We start from the raw sequence: 19,997 nt of genomic DNA on the forward strand, positions 1-19,997 counted from the left end.
ATCAAAAAGTGAGGTGAATGCGGTATGCGCATTTTACATACAGCTGACTGGCACCTCGGCAAAACGCTGGAAGGCAGAAGCCGGCTGAGCGAGCAGGCCGAGGTATTGGAAGAGCTGAATACCATTGTCAAGGAAGAAAACATTGATGCGGTCATTATGGCGGGGGATGTATTTGATACGGTCAACCCGCCTGCGCTCGCTGAACAATTGTATTATGAAAGTCTTTCCGCGCTTTCTGACGGCGGAAAACGACCGGTCGTCGTCATTGCCGGAAACCATGACAATCCCGACAGGCTGGCGGCGGCTTCTCCGTTAACAAATGAGCGCGGCATTCATTTAATCGGCTATCCGCGGACAGAACCCGTGCATATTGAGGTGCCGTCGGCGGACGAGCTGTTAGCCGTAGCCGCGCTGGCATATCCGTCAGAGGCGAGATTAAACGAAGTGCTTTCTGATACGTTTGAGGAAAAGCTTCTTCGCGATCATTACGATGTGAAAATCAGAGAGGCGTTTGCTCACATGTGCGGACTGTGCCGGGACGATGCCGTGAAAATCGCGGCGAGCCACATTTATGTCGCGGGGGGAAATCAGACCGATTCAGAGCGTCCGATTGAAGTCGGGGGCGCTTACACAGTTGCCGCTGACAGCCTGCCGGCTGATGCGGCTTACGTGGCTCTCGGCCATCTCCACCGTCCGCAAACGATCAAGCGCGCCAAGACGGCTGCCCGTTATTCAGGCTCTCCGCTCGCATACAGCTTTTCAGAAGCCGGTTATGCCAAATCGGTGACGGTGGTAGAAGCGAAGCCCGGCGGAGAAGCGAAGTGGGAAGAGGTTTTCCTGTCTTCCGGTAAACCGCTCGTCAAATGGAAAGCGCAGGGGCTGAGCGAGGTTCACGGCTGGCTCGATGAAGGGCGTGACCGGAATGCCTGGATCGACCTTGATATCCATTTGACGGATCAGCTTTCTCTCGAGGAAATTCATCGGCTGAGAAAGGCGCATCCCGGCTTTATCCATATCAGGCCGGTTTTTGAAGAAAAAGAGACCGAAAATGACCGGATTGAAGTGAAACACACATCAATTGAGGATCGATTTAAGAAGTTTTATGAAAAACAAACGGGCGGCGGCGTGCCGGATGAGGAGATGGTCAAGCTGTTTTTAGAGCTTGCGTCAGCAGATGATGAGGAGGATGCGACATGAAGCCGATTCTGTTAACGATAAAAGGGCTCCACAGCTTCAGGGAGGAACAGACCATTGATTTTGCCGGACTGTCAGGAGCCGGGGTGTTCGGGATTTTCGGGCCGACCGGAAGCGGAAAATCGTCGATCCTTGATGCCATGACACTCGCTTTATACGGAAAAGTGGAGCGCGCCGCAAATAATACGCACGGCATCCTGAATCATGCCGAAGATCAGCTCGCCGTCTCATTTACATTCGCGCTTCAATCCGGCCACCGGGTTTCCTACAAGGTCGAGCGCGTTTTTAAGAGAACGGATGAAACGAAAGTAAAAACCGCCCTCTGCCGCCTGATTGAAATCAAAGACGAACAAACGGTGCTGGCCGATAAAGCGAATGAAGTGAACAAAAAGGTAGAGGAGCTTCTTGGCCTGACCATTGACGACTTTACAAGAGCCGTCGTGCTGCCGCAAGGAAAGTTTGCCGAGTTTCTGTCGCTTAAAGGCGCGGAAAGAAGACATATGCTCCAGCGCCTGTTTAATCTGGAACAGTACGGGGACAGGCTTGTCAAAAAATTGCGGCGGCGGGCGCAGGAAGCGGCAGCGAAAAAAAATGAAATGCTGGCCGAACAATCCGGCCTCGGAGACGCAGGAGAAGATGCGCTGAAGCAGGCTGAACAGCAGTTTCACGAAGCGAACGAACGGCTTGAAGAAGCTGAGAAGAAACGGGTCCGGGCAAAAGAGCGTTTTGAAAGTCACCAGGAAATTTGGAACTTGCAGACAGAAAGAGATGAATATGAGCGCCGGGAGAAAAAGCTTGAGGAAAGACGCCCGTACATCACGGATTTGACTGAGCGTCTTAAAGAGGCGGAAACAGCTCTCGCCCTTGAGCCGTACGCAGACCGCTACACAGAAGCCGTCCGCCGGAAGCAGCGCGCCGAACAGGAGCACGAACTGGCCAAACGGAAATCAGAGGCGGAAACCGTTTCATTTACCCGGCAAAATGAAGCCTATGAAGCATGGCGGGCCCATAAGGCCGAACAGGAGCCGAAGCTTGTCAAGGAAGAAGAGCTGTATCAAAGACTTTCAGCCATTGAACAAAAACTGCTTGAAGCGAAAAAAGAAGCGGAAAAAACAAATGCGGAACACAGCAAAAAAGAGGAAGAATACGAAGCCGCCTCGAAACAGCTGGCCGGAGTGAAAGACCGCCTGACCCGCGGTAAAAAGAGGCAGAATGAGCTGAAAGAAGAGCTGAAAGCAGTTCAGGTGACCGCCGATGAACGGAAAAAATGCCAGACCGCAGCACAGCTGGCGGCGGGCTTTCAGCAGACACAGGAACAAATCACGAAAGAACGGGCCAATCTGACAACGCAGCTGAAAAACGTGGAGAAGCTGAACGGAGAAAGCGAGTCGCTCACAGCGAAGGCGAAAACGGAAGAGGAAGACATTACGCACGCTTATCAAACGCTTCAAACCGTTTACCATATGGTCTGTGAAACGGAACGTTCACTGAAAGCCGCAGCCGAACGGGCTGACAAAACGCAAGCCGATCTCCGCAGGCGCTCAGAGGAAGCGAGAACGGCTGCATTAACAAAAGAATTATCGGAAAAACTAATCGAAGGAAAGCCTTGTCCTGTATGCGGCTCCACGCAGCATGACCGCCCGCGTTCCGCTCATGAAACATTCTCGCCTGATACGGCTGTACAGGAACAGTTGCAGCAGGTTGAAGCGCTGCTTTCTAAGGCGGCGGCTCTTTCTCAGGAAGTGCTGACAGCCAAGGTTGCATTAGAAGAGCAGTCAGGGCGTTTTACCGAAGAATGTCCGTTTCTGCAAAGCGCCCGGGTTCCGGAGCTGGAAGCCGCTTTCTCCATCAGCGGACGCCCGCTTGATGAAGCGTTCAGCGCCGTCCGCTTGGAATGGAAACAAATGAAACAGGATATGCTGTCGGTAAAAGAGAAGGTCACAAGACTGATCAGCGCGCATCAGCAGACGGTGAAACAAGCTGAGCAGCTGGCCGAACGAATCCGCTACGAGGAAAAAGAAGCCGACCGTCTCAGACATTCATTAGAAGAGCTTGAATCGCTGTCAGAAAGCCGATTGAATCAGTACAACGAAGTCTGCGGTGATATTCCGCCAAACCGGATTGACGCCTGGCAGGCTTCGATAGATGAGAAGGACAGGCAGGCAGAAGAATGTGAGAAGCGCATTGAAACAAGCATCGCATTCCTCAAGGAACATGAAGAGGAGAAAGAACGCCTGCAGGAGATGAAGCATCGGCTTGAACGGGAACGGCTCGAGCTTCACTATGCGTCTGAGCGCCTGCAGCAGGTGATTGACGGATATGAACAAGAGCTCGGAACAGCAGCTGAAGAAACATCAATTTCCGCAAAGCTTGAAGCGGTGCGGCAGGAATTACAGCTGTTAAAATCGAAAGAACAGTCCCTATTCGATGCGCTGAAGCGGGCGCAGCAATCACTGAATGACGCAAAAGGCCGGGAATCCGGGAGTCTCATGTCACTCAGGGATGCTGAGACCTCCCTTGAGAAAGCGCAAAACGACTGGCGCGTGAGGTCAAAAGACACCGGGTTTACCGAGCCGGACCAAGTCAAAAAAAGTCTGCTTCCGCAAGGGCGTGCAGAGGAAATGAAAAAAGAAATAGATGAGTTCCTGGACACCTCAAAACAGCTATCGGCAAATATCAGCCGTGTTACTGATAAATTAGCCGACCGCCGGATATCGGAGGAAGAATGGACAGCATCCGTTTCTCTGCTGAAGCAGGCAGAGGCTGAGTCAGGCGCCGCCATGGAGGAAAAAGGAGCACAGGCAAAAGCCTACGCGGTTATGCAAAAACAGCATAAGCGCTTTAAAGAGATTGAAGCCGAACTGAAAAGCTGGCAGACACAGATTGACAGGCTTGATAAGCTCCAGTCTGTATGTAAAGGCAATACATTCGTCGAATTTTTAGCGGAAGAACAGCTGGAAAGCGTGGCTCGGGACGCCTCTGCCCGTCTCGGAGCGCTGACAAGGCAGCGGTATGCCATATTAGTCGATTCAGAAGGCGGTTTCGTCATGCGTGATGACGCGAACGGAGGCGTCAAAAGGCCTGTATCAAGCCTTTCCGGCGGGGAGACGTTTCTGACATCGCTGTCGCTTGCGCTTGCCTTGTCCGCCCAGATTCAGCTGCGGGGGCAATACCCGCTGCAATTCTTTTTCTTAGATGAAGGATTCGGGACTCTTGACCAAGGGCTCTTAGACACCGTTGTCACAGCGCTCGAAAAGCTGCAATCGGACAACTTATCCGTCGGAGTGATCAGCCATGTGCAGGAGCTGAGAGCGCGTCTGCCGAAAAAATTAATCGTTCATCCGTCCGAACCGGGCGGGAAAGGCACCCGGGTCACATTGGAGATCATGTAGAAAGGAGAAGGAATTATGGCCGATTCTGCCGAGGGCACATGTGAATTATGCGGCCGCCATCATGTGCGGCTGACGGAGCACCACTTAACGCCTAAGGAAGAAGGCGGGACATTCCTTCCGACCGCAATGCTCTGCATCCCTTGTCATAAACAGGTTCACGCGCTCTATACGAATCAGGAGCTTGCGGCAAGGCTCGCGGGAATAGAAGAGCTGCGGCGTGACCCGAAACTCGCGCGGTTTGTGAAATGGATCAGAAAACAGCCGCCAAAAAAGCTTGTAAAAACAAAAAAAGCAAATGAACGAACATAACGCTGAACCAAAAGCAGCCCTCTTCTGAAAGAGCGGCTGCTTTTTAGGCGTTTCCGACCACATTTTGATCGCTGACATCGGGGTCTATATAGTTTGTCGCATTGACAACGTTGTTTAATAACAGGAAATCTCCGGTATTGCCTGCTCCCGAACCGAGCGCAGATTTAGAAGAGCTTTTTGGAGAAAGGTAAAAGGAATCACCAAAGTTTACGACTCCGCCCGATATGGAATTGATAGCTATAGGTCCGGTAATTGCTGGCATAAACGACACCCTTTATAGAAGTCTCACCGTCATTATATGTCAGGGCTGCTGTGATTGTGAGCTTGATGTGAAGATCTGCCTAATATGTTTCAGCCGCGAATCTCCCAGAACGATCGACGTCGATCCGATTTGAACCACGGACGCTGACGATACCCCTTGAACTTTCACATTCCTTACCCGAATTGAAGGGTTTTCATGGCAGAATGCGCTTTGGACTCCCGTTTCCGGTAACGGCATGACGGCCGGCTGCCGAAAGATCTGGTATTCTTTTTTGTTAAATGAGCCTTCATCATCTCTGTATACAGCAAGACTACGCTGATCGGCCAATACTTTGACCCGCATATTGATTTCATTCGTATCGCCTGCTTGAAAGACACTCGCAATCCCGACTGAATTGATTTTGGCGTTCCGGAGGCGTGAAATGCGCTTTAACATTATTCCGGCGCCAGCGGCACATAAGGGCCGATAATAAGAGATTCCGGAGGCGTGTCAAAGATGGAAGACAGATAGACGGAATCGGTGTCGCCGATTAATAATAAGGAAGAACTGGATACACCGGTAGACCGGATGTCGCCGACTTCAATATTCCGGTTAATCACTGTAAAAATCATGACGGATCATCACCTTTCATTTCACCAGGTATGTGCTTAATAAAGTGCTCGACGGCCCTGACAATATCACGCTTCACATGTTCGGCAATCTGCTCGGCATATTGCGCGGGCGCCGTATTTTCTTCTTTCGGGACATGGGACAGATAATACTTAATCCGGCTGTCCATCTGCTTTCTGATATCTTCAATAATATGATATTTGTTCGCTTCGTCCAGCCTGCTCTCATACTGAGTTTCGAGCTTCTCTAAAAGCGCGGGGATTTCTTCATTCAGGTACATATCGACGTTTTGGCGGATTTGCTGCATTTGCTGGCCCGCCTGTTCCTGCTGCATCATTCCGACCTGCGGAGATGTCTGGCCGACTTCGAAGTTTTGCACGGCATTCGGATCAGTCGGATTCAATCCGATATTCAGCGTTCCTTCCAGCCGTTCAATTTTCAGCTGATCAAATTTATACTCGAGCCGATCGATTCTTGTAGAAGGCTGCTGCTTCAGCGTTGAAATTTCATTTTGGAATTCTTTCAGCTGCCGTTCGAGCTCCTGAATCTGCTGCGCCTGCTGCTGGACGAAAGAATTTAAATTCTGCAGGTAGGATGAAACGGATTGATCATACATGACATTCACCTCGCGTCTCGTTTCCTTCATTAAAACTACCGGCTTGGCGGCTGGAGCGGTACAAATGATGAGGTGCCGGGACCTCCCCCTGTTGTTACAGTCTGCTGCCCTGCAGTGACAGGCGGCGCCGGCTCAACATAACTCCCTGTATTGTACAGATTGGAAAGAGATTTAATTGAACCGGCGCTTCCGATTTGCAGTATGGAGGAATTGCTGACAGATTCTACACGCATGTAATTGATATGGATCGACTGATTGACGTAAAAATTCATACGGCGCCTCCTTTATGCGTTTCCTGCCATCGGCTGATCGATTACATCATTATCGTACACATTCGTTGAATTCCTGTAATTCGTCAGTGTGAGATTGTCTCCGGTATTGAAGCTGCCCGCTCCGGCAAATGTCTTAACCTCTGCTTTTGGAGAAATGGTGATGCAGTCGCCTATATGAACGACTCCGCTCGTACCGACGGCATTAATTTTAAACGCTCCGACAATTGCGGGCATACGAGCACATCCTTTTCGTGAAGATTTTCATGACTATACTCCAGGAGCTTATCTGGGCTGCCTGCCTAAAATAGCTTATGACAAATGCACATTTTTGTGAGCGGAAAAAACTTTAGACGTAAAAACACCGGCGCTATACGCATGCCGGGCCTTATACATAAATGATACAGATTTATATACACATCACGTTTATGAGAAAGCCTCTTTTTTTCCTGCGGTGCGTCCGTGCTCAATCTGTGCGGCCGGGTTCAGCCCGCTGTCTTTCGTTTGTTGGATGAGCCCGCGGCACCCGTTTAAAAGGCTGTCCAGCTCCTGGCTGCACCTGATGGTCTCCGTCGCATTGATTCCGAATTTTTGCGCTGTCTCGAATAAAGTTAATCTTTTTTCTTCAATTTTGTTCATCGTGTGATCTCCAATTCTCGATTATTTTGGAAAACATAGGATGACAATAGTATAACCCATTTTGCGCAAGAAGGTTTTATTTCGTCAATATGACTAAAAAAGTGACAATTTTTGATACTCTTTTACACTTATTTTCAGCCTGTTTAAAAGAGGAATTTCCCGCCCGGAGGAAGAATAAATAAAGGAATGCCAGATTTAAAAATGATGGGGGATTAACATGAAATTTGCGACAGGGGAACTGAACAGCCGAACATTTGTCGGTCTGATCATTGATGATGACAAAATCTTAGATCTGCAAAAGGCTGAAAAAAAATTGTTTGAACTTGAGACGATTCCGGGTTCGCTGATCGAGTGCATTCAAAAAGGAGATAAGTTTGTCGCGCATGCCGGACAGCTTGCGGAATGGGCGAAAAAACCGAATGACGAGTCGGGTTCATTTATGTATGCCCTGTCTGACGTAAAGCTTTGCGCGCCTATTCCGAGACCTTCAAAGAACGTGATCTGCATCGGGAAAAATTATCGTGATCATGCCGTTGAAATGGGGAGTGAGGCGGATATACCGGTGCATCCCATGGTTTTTACGAAAGCCCCCGCTGCCGTTACAGGACACGGAGAAACAGTGGACAGCCACTTGGACGTAACGGAGCAGCTTGATTATGAAGGGGAGCTTGCGGTAATCATATCAAAAAGCGGATCGCACATTTCCAAAGAACATGCGCTTGATCATATATTCGGCTATACAATTGTAAATGATATAACAGCGCGCGATCTGCAGAAAAAACATAAACAGTTTTTTATCGGCAAAAGCCTGGATACGACATGCCCGATGGGCCCGGTCATTGTACATAAGTCGGCCGTCAGTGATCCGCAAAGCCTGAAAGTTGAAACGCGGGTGAACGGAGAACTGCGCCAATCAGGATCAACGGGTGACATGATTTTTCCGATAGCTGAATTAATCGAAACGCTGTCAAAAGGAATGACGCTTGAAGCCGGTGACATTATAGCGACGGGGACGCCGTCCGGTGTCGGAAAAGGGTTTAAGCCGCCGAAATTTTTAAAGCCGGGGGACCGCATTGACATTACAATTGAACCGATCGGCACGCTGTCGAACCAAATCGGATAATTGTGTGTCTTTCGCACGATTGATAATGCTCCGAGCGGCTTGTTGTGGTACCATAAGTGAGGCAGATTGATCTGATAGGGGGAATTGAACATAATGACACATTGGCATATTACTTCATGGGTCGTTGCGCTTATCCTGGTGTTTGTCAGCTACGGGCTGTACGGTTCCGGAAAAGCGAAGGGCGCAAAAATTACGCATATGATTCTGCGCTTATTCTACATTATTATTATTCTGACCGGAGCTGAGCTTTTCGTCCGTTTTGCGAATTGGAACGGAGAGTACGCCGGAAAAATGCTGCTCGGCATCATTACCATCGGACTGATGGAAATGCTCGTCATCCGCAAGAAAAAAGGCAAATCAACCGGCGGACTGTGGATCGGTTTTATTATCGTGCTCGTCCTGACGGTGCTGCTCGGCCTTCACTTGCCGATCGGCTTTCACGTATTTTAATCAATCGCTTGAAAAACCCGGATGTATCCGGGTTTTTTTAGTTGCGCATACATTTTGCGCAACTGTGCCGCTGAATGAGAAATGCCGTGACAGGGGGATGTTGATGAGGCGAAGGAGATGTGCAGGATGCCAAAAGCGTCAATCACTCTCGTTACCGAAAAAGCTACGGCTGTGAAGGGTAAAAGCAAACGCCGGGCGTCAATCAGCGTGAAAAACAAAGCTGAATACATCAGGCGGCACCTATTTAAAAGGTGCGGCCTGTTTGTTACGCGGTGCCGTCTTGTTTTGCCGCTGAATACATAATGGAGCGCCGCCCGTCAGATGCCGTCCATTCAAATCTGTCGTGTTTACCCGAGCTGCCGCGGTGATGCTGCAGGGCGCATTGTGCGTCATCCGCCGAGAAGTGATAAAACGAAACGCCTTCACCGGAAAACAGCGCCTGATTGTAGGAAAATACGCAATCATATACAGACAGGCCGAACCCGTGCAGATGGCTGAGAAACAGCAGAAACGTTTCATCGTCCAGCGAATCGAGCAAGGTTAACAGCGGCCGTTTGACCGCTTTTTCATAACGGATTTCTTCCCCGCCGAGCAGGGGGATGGTGTCTGCGCCGATTTCGGCCGCACCGCCGCAAATCCGTGCCGGCTGCCATCGGCCGTCGCGTTTCATCAATACGGCTGCGTTTCCTAGACTGTCTGCAAGCAGGATATCGCCTTCATCGTTTTCGACGAGGCAGATGCCGTCCTCTATCATCAGTGTGCCGCGCCCCCATTTGTTTTTTTCTGAGAAAAGCTGTTTTCGTTTCATAACCGTGCCGGTCTCCTTTGTTTGTTTCTTCTCTTTCGTTCTTTCCAAATCGGGCTTGTCTCATACAAGTCTTAGTGGGACAAATCAACTATCTGAGTTTCTTTGCATAAACTGGGTAAAGTGCTGATAGAAACGAATTTGAAACCGACAGAAACGGGATTGGAGCTGATATCACATGTGTGGAATTGCGGGTTGGGTCGATTTTCAAAAGCAGCTCGTCCAAGAGAAACATATTATGAACAATATGATAGACACTCTTTCAAAACGAGGGCCTGATGATTCAAACGTCTGGGGAGAGCCCCATGTTTTATTCGGACATAAAAGACTTTCGGTCGTTGACATTGAAGGCGGCCGCCAGCCGATGGCCTGCACGCATCAAGAGGAAACGTACACCATCATTTATAATGGCGAGCTGTATAACACGGAGGAACTGCGGAAGGAGCTTCAGGCGAGGGGCCACCGTTTTGAGAGGACCTCTGATACAGAAGTGCTGCTGCACAGCTATATTGAGTGGCGGGAGGAGTGCGTGAACCGCTTGAACGGTATTTTCGCTTTTGCCATCTGGGATGAAAAGCGCGAGCGGCTGTTCGGGGCAAGAGACCGGCTCGGCGTCAAACCGTTTTTTTATAAAGAACACGGCTCTTCCTTTCTGTTTGGGTCGGAATTGAAAGCCATCCTTGCTCATCCTGATGTGAAAGCCCGCACAGACAGCGGCGGACTTGCGGAAGTATTCGGACTCGGGCCGTCCAGAACTCCGGGCTGCGGGGTGTTTAAAGGAATTCACGAGGTGCGTCCCGCCCATGCGTTCACTTTCTCAAAGGACGGTTTGTCCATATGGCGTTATTGGAATGTAAAGAGCGAAAAGCATACAGACAGCTTCGATGAAACCGCGGCTCACATTCGGTACTTATTTCAGGATGCAGTGACACGCCAGCTCGTATCTGACGTGCCGGTTTGCACGTTTTTATCAGGGGGGCTTGATTCGAGCGCGATAACCGCGATAGCCGCCGCTCATTTTGAGAAACAAGGAAGAGATCCCCTTCATACTTATTCAATTGATTATGAGGAGAACAGCAAATTTTTTAAAGCGAGCGCGTTTCAGCCGAATGATGACGGCCCGTGGATCGATAAAATGACAAATGCATTCGGCACACAGCATCATAAGTGCGTGATTACGCAGGATCAGCTGGTTGAACATCTGGAGGAATCCGTTCTCGTCAGAGACCTGCCGGGCATGGCTGATGTTGATTCATCGCTATTATGGTTCTGCCGGGAAATTAAAAAAGATTTTGTCGTGAGCCTTTCCGGAGAATGCGCGGACGAAATTTTCGGCGGATATCCGTGGTTTCACACCGCGGCAGAAGAAGACGGATTTCCTTGGATGAGGTCGACTGAGGAGAGGATCACGCTATTGGATGAAAAGTGGCAAAAACGGCTGAATCTTAGAGAATACGTGAATGCGAGATATGAAGAAACCATTGCGGAAACGCCGCTGTTAGACGGTGAGACGGGAACAGATAAAGCGAGACGGCAGCTGTTCTACTTAAATATGCTTTGGTTTATGACAAATCTGCTCGACCGCAAAGACCGCATGAGCATGGGCGCAAGTCTTGAAGTACGGGTGCCGTTCGCCGACCACAGACTTGTGGAATACGTTTGGAATATTCCTTGGGAAATGAAAATGCATGGCAGCCGGGAAAAAGGCATCTTGCGGAAAGCGCTTGAAGGACTGCTTCCTGAAGATATTTTGTACCGCAAAAAAAGCCCTTATCCGAAAACGCATCACCCGAAATACACGCAGGGGGTCACAGAATGGCTGAAAACGATTTTACAACAGAAAGATTCCGTGCTTCACACCCTGCTTGACAGAAAGAAGCTGGAAATGCTGCTGGAGACAGAAGGTTCATCTTTTCAGGTTCCGTGGTTCGGCCAGCTGATGAAAGGCCCGCAGCTGATCGCCCATCTTGCCCAGATCCATACATGGTTTGAGGCGTACCGTATCGATATAGAAGAATAACAGTGCCGCGACCGGTTTCCGCTGAAGGATATCGGTCTTTTTATTGTGAAACATATGGTACACTAAAAAACAGAGGAGTGATACCATGACCGAATACGAAACATGCGCCCAGCTTGCCGAGGCGCACTTTCCTTTATATAAACGGACTTTCTCATCCCTGCCGCCAAAAAACAGGCGGGCCGCATGGGCGGTGCTTGCTTTGTTTCACGAAGCTGACCGGCTTGATGTGCAGGAACTTGGGGGATTTGAACAGGCGGCACAAGACTTTCTGAACGGGACACACGCTGACGGCTTTTTGTGGGAGGCGCTCGCCGATGTGCGGCAGCAATTTGCGCTTGAAGAAGAGCCGTTACGTGAGTTTATCGCCGGCCAAATCTCTGACAGAGAAAAAGTAACGTATCAAGAGTTTGATGACCTGCTGATGTACGCGGGCCAAACAGGCGGAGCCCTCGGCCTGCTTCTGCTGCCGGTTTGCGCGCGCCGGAACCAAGAGAAACTCCGCCATGCAGCCGTTTCATTAGGAGCAGCCATTCAGCTGACCCGGGTGCTTCTGGGGGTCCATACGGATGAGCGGGCGAAAAAGCGTCTCCCGCGCCAGGTGATGAAGCAATTCGGCTATACGGAAGAAGAGCTGGAGAGCCATACCGTCAACAAAGCTTTTATGAATGTATGGGAGTACATCGCATTCGAGGCCGAGGCGTATTTCGAGGAGGCGTCTGAAGAGCTGGAGCTGTTTCCGTTATACTCAAGGCCCGCCGTTACCGGTTTGCTGGCACATTACCGGTCAGAGCTCGGTGACATGAGAAAACAGCTTTCGCAAGCATAAAAAAACGCCCGGCTTCATAACGAAGCTTCGGGCGTTTATGCAATCCCTTTTTGAATCCAAATCCGCGACCGCCATCTTCTGTACATAAGAATGCCTCTGACCCATTCATCCGCGATAAATGAAATCCAGATGCCCATAAGCCCCAATCCGAAATGGATGCCGAACAGATAAGCGAGAGGCAGTCCGATACCCCACATGGAAATCATCGCCATGTAAACGGGGAATTTTGCATCTCCGGCAGCCCGCAGCGAGTTGATAATAATGACATTAAATGAACGGCCGGGCTCAAGAATGATCGTCATGGCGATCAGCATGCTCGCCGTCGCAATAATGTCAGGGCTGCTTGTGAAAATTCCGATCAGCTGCTTTGAAAACAAGGTCATGATCACGGATGTCAAAGCGGCAATGCCAAGCGCCCAGTACAGACTTTTCATGCAGCGGTCATAAGCGTCGTCAAACCGTTTGGCGCCGATATATCTGCCGATCAAAATCTGTGTGCCTTGGCTGATCGCCGTCCCGAACAGCAGGATAAACATGGTGATATTTTGTGTATAAACCTTTGTTGTAAGCGCCTGAGCGCCCATAATGGCGATAAAATAAGTAACAACCATTTGTGAAATGTTGTAAGACAGCTGTTCGCCGGCAGACGGAATCCCGATTTTCAGGAGTTTCCGCAAGTGCTCTTTATGGACGTGAAAAATCTTTTGCCATGTCAGACCGAGTCCGATGCGTTTTTTGACGATCACAATCATCGCGATCAGTCCGATGATCCGTGCAAAGGACGTTGACATCGCAACACCGGCGACGCCTAACACCGGAAGGCCGAGCGGCCCGAAAATGACAAGAAAGTTTCCGGCAATATTTAAAATATTCATCCCGATCGTAACGAACATCGTATCCTTCGTATGACCGTAGCTTTTTAAAATGGCACTGAATGTCATAATCAAAGCCTGAATGAAGGACAGCCCGCCGACCACCTGCAAAAAGACTTTGGCATCCGGCATCAATTCATTGGAAAGACCCATCACATGAAGCAGCGGAACGGCCGCAAAAAATATGGCGGCGCTGATGGCGAGACTGATGACAAAGTTCGCTCCTATTGATACATAAGCCACTTCCTGCGCCTCTTTTTTCTGTTTAGATCCTAAAAACTGTGAAATCACAATTGTCGTACCCGTTGCGATAAAGCTGAACATCACGATAATTAAATTTAAAATCTGATTGCTGACACCCACGGCCGCCACACTGTTGTCAGAGTATTGGCTAAGCATAAGAGTGTCGGCGTTTCCCATAAACATATATAATGAAACCTCAATAAATATCGGCCAAGTCAGCGCGTATAATGAGAGTTTGTGATCAGAGGATTGTTTGAACGCAGCCCGTTTTAAAATCGCTTGTTTCATTTCTTTTAACCCCTTTCCTGACAAAATCAACGTTTAAAAGTGTACCTCCATTTTCTTATAATAAAAAGGGAGAGAAACGAAACTTCTTGCAAAAATCCGACTTAAAAAGGAGGGCCGAAAATATGTCCTTTCTCGAGTTCACAGTTCCTCCGTTCCCGGTCTTTATCGCTGCGGGAGAAGGAGTGTTCAAAAAAGGCGAAACCCATGTGAGACGGGTCTTCCCGGTGTTTGATCTGCTGTATGTGAAAAAAGGCGTCCTCTACATTACAGAAGACGAAAACGCCTTTTCCGTTGAAGCGGGAGAATATATTCTGCTTTCTCCCGGCCTTGAACATTACGGAACAAAAGGCAGTGAAGAAACGACATCCTATTCGTGGCTTCATTTTGAAGGAGCGGCTTATGAGGTGACGGAAACAACCGGGAACAACTGGTCGGAGCTGAGGCGAAAAAAAGGGAGCTTTGAAGAGCCGTCCCGCTACCGCCTGTCCCTGCCGCAAAAAGGGAAGGTGAGACGCCCGCAGTTTATGGCCGGGCAATTCAGTGTGCTGACAGATGACAGCGCAGAGAACTCCGATCTGCCGCTCAGAAAGCAGATTCTGTTTGAAGAGCTGCTGCTCCATCTTCAGAAAGAAGCGTTCCAAATCCCGTCCGCAAAGGAAAGAGTCGCATGGGAGGCCGCCCGGTACCTGCAGGAGCACTATCAGGAGAAAACAACCATCAAAGCGCTCTCTTCGGCTCTTCATTACAACCAAGACTACGTGACCCGCTGCATGCAGCAGGTGCTCGGCGTCACGCCCGGCCAGTATACGAACAAAGTCAGAATGACGGAGGCGAAACGTCTTTTGTCCGCAACCAATGACAAAATGGGGGCGATCGCAGACGCCATCGGCATGGAGGACCCAACCTATTTTTCCAAACTGTTTAAACAGATTGAAGGCATTTCGCCGCTTGAATACCGCAAATTCGTAAGCCGGAAAACGGACTGACCTAATACCAGAGAACAGAAGAGGGATCGGTAAGCATGAAAATGACAATTTACGACGTGGCCGAAAAAGCGGGCGTCTCCATCTCGACCGTCTCGCGGGTCATCAACAATACGGGGAGGATCAGTGTCAAAACCCGCCGGATGGTGCTCCGTGTCATGGAGGAGATGGACTATCATCCGAATGTTCACGCATCCGCTTTGACGGGCAAAAAGACGAATATGATCGGCCTGATCACCCCGGACATTTCAAACCCGTTTTTCGGGGAACTGGCGAAAAGCATTGAAGACAGCGCCGGTGTACTTGGGTTTCATATCATTATCTGCAGCACCGATTATCAGCCTGAAAAAGAAACGAAGTATTTTTCGATGCTGCGGCAGAAGCAGGCGGACGGCATTATATTCGCGACGGGACTTGATCATGATGACAGCGTCACGGCGCTTGATGATATTGTGAAATCGGGCATCCCGCTTGCGATGATTACGCAGGATAAACCGCTCGCGCCGATGGACGTCGTCATTATCGATGACTTTCTCGGCGGCTATACGGCGGCTGAGCATCTCATATCTTTAGGCCATGAAAGAATCGCCTGTATCGTCGGAAACGGCTCGACCACGGGTGAAAGAGACAGAATCAAAGGTTTTCAAAAAGCGATGCGGGAAGCGGGGATGACACTAGATGAATCGCTGATCATACCGACGGAATATTCGCTGGAAAGCGGAAAACAGGCAGCGGGCGAGCTGTTTGACAGAGACCTTCCGACCGCCGTTTTCGCCTTTAATGATGTCTTGTCATGCGCGGCGATACAGGCGGCGCGCTCCCGGGGCATTCGAGTGCCGGAAGACTTGTCCGTCATCGGCTTTGACAATACCATTCTCGCTGAAATGACGGCACCGCCGCTCACGACGATTTCTCAGCCCATCCGCGAAATGGGGCGGCGTGTCGTTGAACTTCTCATTGATGAGATTCAAGGGAAGAAAAAAACAAAAAGCAAAATCATTTTATCTCCGGAACTCGTCATCAGGCATTCTACGGCACCGGTAAAAACGCGCCCTCAGCAATAAGGCGCGTTTTTTTCTGTGAAAAACATTGTCAAACGAGCGAAAAGCATTGTAAAATTAAAACAGCTTTTGGGAAAGCGCTTGCGCAAATACTGCGGATTGCAAGCAAAGAAAGCCAACAGCTTGAGTTGTAAATAAAGCGCTTTCAAAATAATGATTTCTGTTTAATAAGGGAAACCGCTTGCGCCATTGCGGCATGCGGCCTCAAGAAAAAAGGAGCGGTGATAGATGACAGATCAAGTCAGATGTGCGGTGCTGGGATTAGGACGATTAGGGTATTTTCATGCGAAGCATTTAGTCAGCGAAGTTCGGGGAGCCGAGCTTGCGGCCGTCTGTGACCCGATGAAGGGAAAGGCGGAAGCGTGTGCAAAAGAATTAGGAATCGCCAAATGGACGGAGAATCCGTATGACCTGTTGGAAGATCACACGATTGACGCCGTCATCATTGTCACACCGACAAGCACACATGCGGAAATGATCATGAAGGCTGCTGAAAACGGCAAGCACATCTTTGTTGAAAAGCCGCTCACCCTGAGTCTTGAGGAATCTAAAGAAGTCATGAAAAAAATCGAAGAAACGGGCGTCATCTGCCAGGTCGGTTTTATGAGGCGGTTTGATCCGGCATACGCCGACGCGAAAAGAAGAATCGACGCCGGGGAAATCGGCAGGCCCATTTATTATAAAGGATTTACAAGAGATCAAGGCGCACCGCCCGCGGAATTTATCAAACATAGCGGAGGGCTTTTCATTGACTGTTCGATTCATGATTACGACATCGCGAGATATCTCATGAATGCCGAAGTTACGTCCGTCTGCGGGCACGGGAGAATTTTAAAGCACCCGTTCATGGAAGAGTGCGGCGACGTTGATCAGGCATTAACGTATCTTGAATTTGATTCGGGCGCGGCCGGCGATGTGGAGGCAAGCCGAAATTCTCCGTACGGGCATGATATCCGAGCCGAAATTATCGGGACGGCGGGAAGCATCTTGGTCGGTACGCTGCGGAAAAGCCATGTCACCATTTTAACGGAGTCAGGCAGCAGCTACGAAATTATTCCGGATTTTCAAGCCCGCTTTAAAGACGCTTACCGTCTGGAGCTTGAGCACTTTGCCGAATGTGTGAAAAAAGGGGAAACGCCGATTGTGACAGACGTCGATGCCACGATTAACTTAGAAATCGGGATCGCCGCGACGGAATCGTTTAAAACCGGAAGGCCTGTAAAGCTTACCCCGGGCGCCTTCGGCTATGCCGGACTATGATAGATTCGAAGTGAAAAAGCAAAGGCCCGGGAGGCCTTTGCTTTTTTATGATTCGTATGAGAAAAAAATGTAGTCAGTCGGCACGCTTTTATAGCCCATTTGGTGAAGCATCGCGCTTATATTGCCGCGATGGTATGTGCCGTGATTCACAACATGCCGGATCACATCGGCATATGTCGTCCGGAGCGTTCCCATGCGCGGATGAGAAATGGAGATCGGACCTTCCGTGTTCTCCAATTCTTTTAAAAATTTGCTGTATTCTTTGTCCAGTTCAGCCATTCTATGTTCAATCGCCTCAAAATCTCCGTCAAGCTTTTCAAATTGATCAAACTGCGAGACGATTTGTTCGTAAGTTTCTCCGTAAAGCACGTGAAGCCAAATGTAATCAGCCCGGTATATATGCACAAGCACGGCGTTCACAGTCGGAAAAACACTATCCAGTTTCTGCTGTAAGCTTGCCGCGGGCAGGGTCTTCAGATGCTGAATAACCTGCTCATTTGCCCATCTGTGGTAGTGATACAGCTTTAAAATGTCTGACATTCCAATTCCCCCTCTTCCTTCCGTACATTCAACATGACCTGGCCGAATTCCTTTTATCGAAACAAAAGCGCCGCAAAATAAAAAGCAGCACCCCACATCACCAATGCCGAGCATTTATTCAGGATGTCGAGGAGCCGGCCTCCTGTATCCGCCGTTTGGACGAGCCGTCCCGCGAATGCCAGTCCGGCGAACCATACCCAGGAAACCGCGATACAAGCACCGGCAAACAGCCATTTATCAATTCCCGGATAGGCGGCGGAGCTTGTGCCGATGACACTGACGGTATCCAAAATCGCATGCGGGTTCAAAAGGGATACCATGGCGGCCGTGACCGCCTGTTTTTTTGCCGAGAAAACCGTTTTTTCGCCTGTTCGGCCTGCGGTTTGCTTCTCCAAGTCTGCCAGCCTAAAAAACTGAGAAACAAAAAGCCGCCTATAAGCATGACGGTCTGAAAAACGGGAATCTCTGCAATAATCATTGAAACGCCTGCGACGGCCGCGATGATGAGAATCGTATCGCATACCGCGGCGGCAATCACTGCGGGAAACGCCTGCCACACATGTTTTTGCCAGGCTCCCTGCTGAAAAATAAATACATTTTGCGCGCCCAATGGCAAAATAAGGCCGAAAGCGAGCATCACTCCGTGAAGAATGGCATTCATATCGTAAAACCCTCCAATCGTCAACTAAATCTCATTGTAGCCGCACTATGTGCTGATGTCTCCGTCCATTTGGCTGGTACTTGAACCAGCCAAATGTATAATAAATAAAGAAGGAGGGATGACGTATGAACAGCTGGCGTCCGGATCGGGAGTCGTACATACCGCTTTATCTCCAGATCGAACAGCATATAAAAGAAAAAATACTTCATGGCGAATGGACCATCGGCACGAAAATTCCCTCACAAAGAAAGCTCGCCGAGGAGCTTCAGGTCAACCGAAGCACAGTGACGGCAGCAGTTGATGAGTTAATCGCCCAAGGTCTTCTGGAAGGAAAAAGAGGGGGAGGCACAAAAGTCGTCAACAGTACGTGGAGCATCATGGCAGCGGCTAAGCCCCTTGATTGGAGCACATACGTTACATCGGGGAGTCATCAGCCGAATTCAGCCTTGGTTCAGGCCATTAATCAAAACGAGCCGCGTCCGGATCTGATCAGGCTGGGGACGGGTGAGCTGAGTCAAGAGCTTCTGCCTGAGAAGGAGATGGCCGAACTGTTCCGTGAAGCGGGAACTAACATTTTTGCGCTCGGCTATGAAGAGCCGAAGGGCAGCCTGAAGCTTCGGCAAAGCGTCGCGGAATATGTAAAAACAAAGGGGATTCACGCGTCCCCGGCATCCATCGTAATCGTCTCAGGCGCGCTGCAGGCGCTTCAGCTCATTTCAATCGGGCTGCTAAAACCAAACTCCGTCATGCTGACTGAAAACCCGTCGTATCTCCATTCCCTGCGTGTGTTTCAATCAGCGGGCGTCAGGCTTAAGGGAGTGCCGATGGATGAGAGCGGAATCAAAACGGATCATCTTCCCGCTTACCGTCGGCAATACGAAGCGGGGCTGCTGTACACCATTCCGTCATTCCATAATCCGACCGGAACGGTAATGTCACTCAAGCGGCGGAAGGAACTCATCGCGCTCGCAAGAAATCACCGTCTGCCTGTCATTGAAGATGACGCATACGGTGATATATGGATCGATAAAGAACCGCCGCCTCCGTTAAAATCCATGGACGGTGAGGGGAATGTACTGTATATCGGTACGCTGTCAAAAACCGTAAGCCCGGGTCTGCGCATCGGATGGGTCGTCGCCCCTGAGCCGGTTGCAGACAGGCTCGCCGATATTAAAATGCAGACGGATTACGGCTCCAGCGCTTTATCTCAATGGGCGGCATGTCAATGGCTGTCAAGCGGCCGCTATGAAGAGCGTCTTTTGCGTCTCAGAAAGGAACTCAAAATCAGGAGAGATGCGGCATTGCGTTTTCTTGAAAGATACGCGGAAGATATTGCGGAGTGGCGTGTGCCGGAGGGGGGCTTTTACATTTGGGTCACTTTTCATCAAACAATCGCCGTTCAGAAGCTTTTCACCCGTGCCTTGGAGGCCGGCGTGCTGATCAATCCGGGAGCTCTCTATCTTCCCGAAGACCGGCAAAGCCTGCGTCTTTCCTATTCATACGCATCCTTACCGGGCTTGGAAAAAGGCATTCAAACGATAGCGGACATTGCCCGCCGTTTCGTTTAATAAAAAG

The 19,997-nt window shown here is 49.8% G+C and carries 22 protein-coding genes and 1 pseudogene; 11 read left to right on the forward strand and 12 right to left on the reverse strand.

Going from position 1 to position 19,997, the window contains the following annotated elements:
* Positions 1–24: 24 nt before the first annotated feature.
* Genes sbcD through NYE38_RS05415 form a run of 3 tightly spaced genes read left to right on the forward strand, consistent with a single transcriptional unit; the run spans position 25 to position 4,895 of the window.
* A complete protein-coding gene (sbcD, locus tag NYE38_RS05405; RefSeq protein ID WP_025649562.1) occupies positions 25–1,197 on the forward strand; it encodes an exonuclease subunit SbcD in 1,173 nt (390 codons plus the stop codon).
* Positions 1,194–4,586: an exonuclease subunit SbcC gene (gene sbcC, locus NYE38_RS05410; RefSeq protein ID WP_025649563.1), complete on the forward strand. Its 3,393-nt coding sequence runs from the start codon at positions 1,194–1,196 to the stop codon at positions 4,584–4,586. The genes sbcD and sbcC overlap by 4 nt, the downstream gene beginning before the upstream one ends.
* A gap of 15 nt (positions 4,587–4,601) precedes the next feature.
* Positions 4,602–4,895, forward strand: a complete 294-nt coding sequence (locus tag NYE38_RS05415; RefSeq protein ID WP_017417418.1) for a hypothetical protein — start codon at positions 4,602–4,604, stop codon at positions 4,893–4,895.
* Positions 4,896–4,938: 43 nt separating this feature from the next.
* Here the strand turns inward: NYE38_RS05415 and NYE38_RS05420 are convergent, their stop codons facing one another.
* From NYE38_RS05420 to NYE38_RS05450, 7 genes are all read right to left on the reverse strand, one after another.
* Complete coding sequence (locus NYE38_RS05420) at positions 4,939–5,157, reverse strand: spore germination protein (RefSeq protein ID WP_003155143.1); 219 nt, start codon at positions 5,155–5,157, stop codon at positions 4,939–4,941.
* Positions 5,158–5,196: 39 nt separating this feature from the next.
* Entirely contained in the window at positions 5,197–5,592 is a 396-nt protein-coding gene (locus tag NYE38_RS05425; protein ID WP_014417372.1) for a spore germination protein GerPE, read from the reverse strand.
* On the reverse strand, positions 5,592–5,768 hold the full coding sequence (locus tag NYE38_RS05430) for a hypothetical protein (protein WP_003155141.1): 177 nt from the start codon (positions 5,766–5,768) through the stop codon (positions 5,592–5,594). The genes NYE38_RS05425 and NYE38_RS05430 overlap by 1 nt, the downstream gene beginning before the upstream one ends.
* Positions 5,765–6,382 (reverse strand): spore germination protein GerPC, encoded by a 618-nt coding sequence (locus tag NYE38_RS05435; protein ID WP_017417419.1) that lies wholly within the window; start codon positions 6,380–6,382, stop codon positions 5,765–5,767. Before NYE38_RS05435 ends, NYE38_RS05430 begins: the two co-directional genes overlap by 4 nt.
* Positions 6,383–6,417: 35 nt before the next feature.
* Positions 6,418–6,654: a spore germination protein GerPB gene (locus tag NYE38_RS05440; protein WP_007409164.1), complete on the reverse strand. Its 237-nt coding sequence runs from the start codon at positions 6,652–6,654 to the stop codon at positions 6,418–6,420.
* A gap of 12 nt (positions 6,655–6,666) precedes the next feature.
* The gene (locus tag NYE38_RS05445; RefSeq protein ID WP_003155135.1) at positions 6,667–6,888 is read right to left on the reverse strand and encodes a spore germination protein; all 222 of its coding nucleotides are present in this window, start codon (positions 6,886–6,888) and stop codon (positions 6,667–6,669) included.
* 189 nt (positions 6,889–7,077) lie between these two features.
* On the reverse strand, positions 7,078–7,290 hold the full coding sequence (locus tag NYE38_RS05450) for an aspartyl-phosphate phosphatase Spo0E family protein (protein WP_340803059.1): 213 nt from the start codon (positions 7,288–7,290) through the stop codon (positions 7,078–7,080).
* Positions 7,291–7,507: 217 nt separating this feature from the next.
* On the opposite strand from NYE38_RS05450, the gene NYE38_RS05455 reads away from it, so the two are divergent.
* Positions 7,508–8,413: a fumarylacetoacetate hydrolase family protein gene (locus NYE38_RS05455; RefSeq protein WP_340803058.1), complete on the forward strand. Its 906-nt coding sequence runs from the start codon at positions 7,508–7,510 to the stop codon at positions 8,411–8,413.
* A gap of 93 nt (positions 8,414–8,506) precedes the next feature.
* Positions 8,507–8,863: a YisL family protein gene (locus NYE38_RS05460; RefSeq protein WP_007409161.1), complete on the forward strand. Its 357-nt coding sequence runs from the start codon at positions 8,507–8,509 to the stop codon at positions 8,861–8,863.
* Here the strand turns inward: NYE38_RS05460 and NYE38_RS05465 are convergent.
* Both NYE38_RS05465 and NYE38_RS05470 read right to left on the reverse strand, forming a co-directional pair.
* Positions 8,860–9,093, reverse strand: coding sequence for a hypothetical protein (locus NYE38_RS05465; RefSeq protein ID WP_340803057.1), 234 nt, complete (start codon positions 9,091–9,093; stop codon positions 8,860–8,862). The genes NYE38_RS05460 and NYE38_RS05465 overlap by 4 nt on opposite strands.
* Positions 9,094–9,128: 35 nt before the next feature.
* Positions 9,129–9,671 carry a DUF2777 family protein gene (locus NYE38_RS05470; protein WP_340803136.1) on the reverse strand — a complete coding sequence of 181 codons (543 nt, stop codon included), beginning with the start codon at positions 9,669–9,671 and terminating at the stop codon, positions 9,129–9,131.
* 175 nt (positions 9,672–9,846) lie between these two features.
* On the opposite strand from NYE38_RS05470, the gene asnB reads away from it, so the two are divergent.
* The gene (gene asnB, locus NYE38_RS05475) at positions 9,847–11,688 is read left to right on the forward strand and encodes an asparagine synthase (glutamine-hydrolyzing) (RefSeq protein WP_021494958.1); all 1,842 of its coding nucleotides are present in this window, start codon (positions 9,847–9,849) and stop codon (positions 11,686–11,688) included.
* 85 nt (positions 11,689–11,773) lie between these two features.
* On the forward strand, positions 11,774–12,514 hold the full coding sequence (locus NYE38_RS05480; RefSeq protein ID WP_017417423.1) for a squalene/phytoene synthase family protein: 741 nt from the start codon (positions 11,774–11,776) through the stop codon (positions 12,512–12,514).
* 35 nt (positions 12,515–12,549) lie between these two features.
* On the opposite strand, the gene NYE38_RS05485 is transcribed toward NYE38_RS05480, so the two are convergent.
* Complete coding sequence (locus tag NYE38_RS05485; protein ID WP_003155121.1) at positions 12,550–13,917, reverse strand: MATE family efflux transporter; 1,368 nt, start codon at positions 13,915–13,917, stop codon at positions 12,550–12,552.
* Between the two features lie 122 nt (positions 13,918–14,039).
* On the opposite strand from NYE38_RS05485, the gene NYE38_RS05490 reads away from it, so the two are divergent.
* The 3 genes from NYE38_RS05490 to iolG all read left to right on the forward strand — a co-directional run bounded on the left by NYE38_RS05490 (position 14,040) and on the right by iolG (position 17,221).
* Positions 14,040–14,903, forward strand: coding sequence for an AraC family transcriptional regulator (locus NYE38_RS05490; protein WP_025649568.1), 864 nt, complete (start codon positions 14,040–14,042; stop codon positions 14,901–14,903).
* A gap of 35 nt (positions 14,904–14,938) precedes the next feature.
* On the forward strand, positions 14,939–15,964 hold the full coding sequence (locus tag NYE38_RS05495; RefSeq protein WP_025649569.1) for a LacI family DNA-binding transcriptional regulator: 1,026 nt from the start codon (positions 14,939–14,941) through the stop codon (positions 15,962–15,964).
* Positions 15,965–16,189: 225 nt separating this feature from the next.
* A complete protein-coding gene (gene iolG / locus NYE38_RS05500) occupies positions 16,190–17,221 on the forward strand; it encodes an inositol 2-dehydrogenase (protein ID WP_017417427.1) in 1,032 nt (343 codons plus the stop codon).
* A 45-nt stretch (positions 17,222–17,266) separates the two neighbouring features.
* On the opposite strand, the gene NYE38_RS05505 is transcribed toward iolG, so the two are convergent.
* Both NYE38_RS05505 and NYE38_RS05510 read right to left on the reverse strand, forming a co-directional pair.
* A complete protein-coding gene (locus tag NYE38_RS05505; RefSeq protein ID WP_025649570.1) occupies positions 17,267–17,761 on the reverse strand; it encodes a DinB family protein in 495 nt (164 codons plus the stop codon).
* 53 nt (positions 17,762–17,814) lie between these two features.
* Positions 17,815–18,422: pseudogene (locus NYE38_RS05510) on the reverse strand (LysE/ArgO family amino acid transporter).
* A 125-nt stretch (positions 18,423–18,547) separates the two neighbouring features.
* On the opposite strand from NYE38_RS05510, the gene NYE38_RS05515 reads away from it, so the two are divergent.
* Positions 18,548–19,990, forward strand: coding sequence for a PLP-dependent aminotransferase family protein (locus NYE38_RS05515; RefSeq protein WP_025649571.1), 1,443 nt, complete (start codon positions 18,548–18,550; stop codon positions 19,988–19,990).
* Positions 19,991–19,997: the final 7 nt, after the last annotated feature.

Source organism: Bacillus sp. EU63, assembly GCF_038592915.1.
Lineage (GTDB): Bacteria > Bacillota > Bacilli > Bacillales > Bacillaceae > Bacillus > Bacillus velezensis.